This window comes from Streptomyces sp. NPDC006430, from assembly GCF_040612395.1.
Taxonomy (GTDB): domain Bacteria; phylum Actinomycetota; class Actinomycetes; order Streptomycetales; family Streptomycetaceae; genus Streptomyces.
This window is the reverse complement of sequence record NZ_JBEXQA010000103.1, coordinates 1-1817: the sequence shown is the minus strand read 5'-3', so window position 1 is coordinate 1817 and position 1817 is coordinate 1. Positions and strand designations below refer to the sequence as shown.

At 68.0% G+C, this 1817-nt stretch carries 1 protein-coding gene; it reads left to right on the top strand.

Annotated elements, in window-relative coordinates:
- On the top strand, nucleotides 1-1817 hold a 1817-nt coding region (locus tag ABZZ20_RS36775; protein ID WP_356877400.1), incomplete at both ends, for an amino acid adenylation domain-containing protein.

The following is a 1817-nucleotide window of genomic DNA, read 5'->3' as shown; positions in this document are numbered from 1 at the left end:
GTGGTGGCGCTGGAGGAGGCGCTGGATGGTGGTGAGGACCGGCCCTTGAGCAGGGTGGAGGTGCTGGACGAGGCCGAGCGTCAGCGGTTGCTGGTGGGGTGGAACGGCACGACCACCGAGGTGCCGGCGGGGACGATTCCGGAGCTGTTCGAGGCGCAGGTGGGGCGGACGCCGGACGCGGTCGCGATTGTCGACGACGGCGTCGAGGTGTCGTATGCCGAACTGGACGCCCGGGCCAACCGCCTGGCGCGCCACCTCGTCGGTCAGGGCATCGGTCCGGAGTCCGTGGTGGGCGTGTGCCTGGAACGCGGCGCCGACCTGGTCGTGGCGCTCCTGGGCGTGCTGAAGGCAGGGGCTGCGTACCTGCCGGTCGACCCGGCCTATCCCACAGAGAGGATCGCCTTCGTACTGGAGGATGCGGCCGCTGCGGTGGTGGTGACCTGCCAGGCGCAGACTGGGGTGCTGCCCGAGAACGCTCAGAGGGTGGTTCTTGATGAGCCGTCTGTCGTAGGGGAGTTGGCCGGGTTTGGTGTGGCGCCGTTGTTGGATGTGGAGCGTGGTGGGGCGCTGTTGGCGGCGCTTCCGGCGTATGTGATTTACACGTCGGGGTCGACGGGTCGGCCCAAGGGTGTGGTGGTGACGCACGCGAACGTGACGCGGTTGTTCGGGGCGACGGGGCACTGGTTCGAGTTCGGGGCCGGTGATGTGTGGTCGTGGTTCCATTCGTTCGCGTTCGATTTCTCGGTGTGGGAGCTGTGGGGTGCGCTGCTGCACGGTGGCCGTCTGGTGGTTGTCCCGTTCGGGGTGTCGCGTTCTCCGCAGGACTTCCTGAGGCTGCTGGTGCGTGAGCGGGTGACCGTTCTCAATCAGACGCCGTCGGCGTTCTATCAGCTGATGCGGGCTGAGGCTTTGGAGCCGGGGCTGGGGCAGGGGCTCGCCTTGCGGACGGTGGTGTTCGGTGGTGAGGCGCTGGATCCGGCGCGGCTTCGGGAGTGGTATGCCCGTCACCCGCAGGACGCGCCGCGGCTGGTCAACATGTACGGGATCACCGAGACCACCGTGCACGTCACACATGCGCCGTTGGACATGGCCGCGGCTGTGGAGGGTGCCCCGAGTGTCATCGGGCGGGGGATTCCTGATCTGCGGCTGTATGTGCTGGACCGGTGGCTTCAGCCGGTTCCGGTCGGTGTGTCTGGTGAGTTGTATGTGGCGGGGGCTGGTCTGGCCCGTGGTTATCTGGGCCGTTCTGGGCTGAGTGCGGAACGGTTCGTGGCCTCTCCTTATGCGGGGTCCGGTGAGCGGATGTACCGCACGGGTGATGTGGTGCGGTGGGCTGCCGGCGGTGAGCTCGAGTTCGTGGGCCGGGCGGATGATCAGGTCAAGGTCCGGGGTTTCCGGATCGAGACCGGTGAGGTCGAGGCGGTTCTGGCTGCGTGTCCGCGGGTTGCTCAGGCGGCGGTGGTCGTGCGTGAGGACACTCCGGGTGACAAGCGTCTGGTCGCGTATGTAGTGGTGGCGGACGTCGGGGATGTGCGTGAGGGCGACGGAGTTTCCGCTGTGGCGCGGCGGTTCGCTGTGGAGCGCCTGCCCGGCTACATGGTGCCGTCGGCGGTCGTGGTCCTGGACGTGCTGCCGTTGACGGTGAACGGGAAGCTGGACCGTAAGGCCCTGCCGGCACCGGACTACGTCGTCACGGCGGACTCGGGCAGGGGCCCGTCGACCCCCGAGGAAGAGGCACTGTGCGAGGCATTCGCCCAGGTCCTCGGAGTGGAGAAAGTCGGAGTCGACGACGACTTCTTCGCCCTCGGCGGCCACTC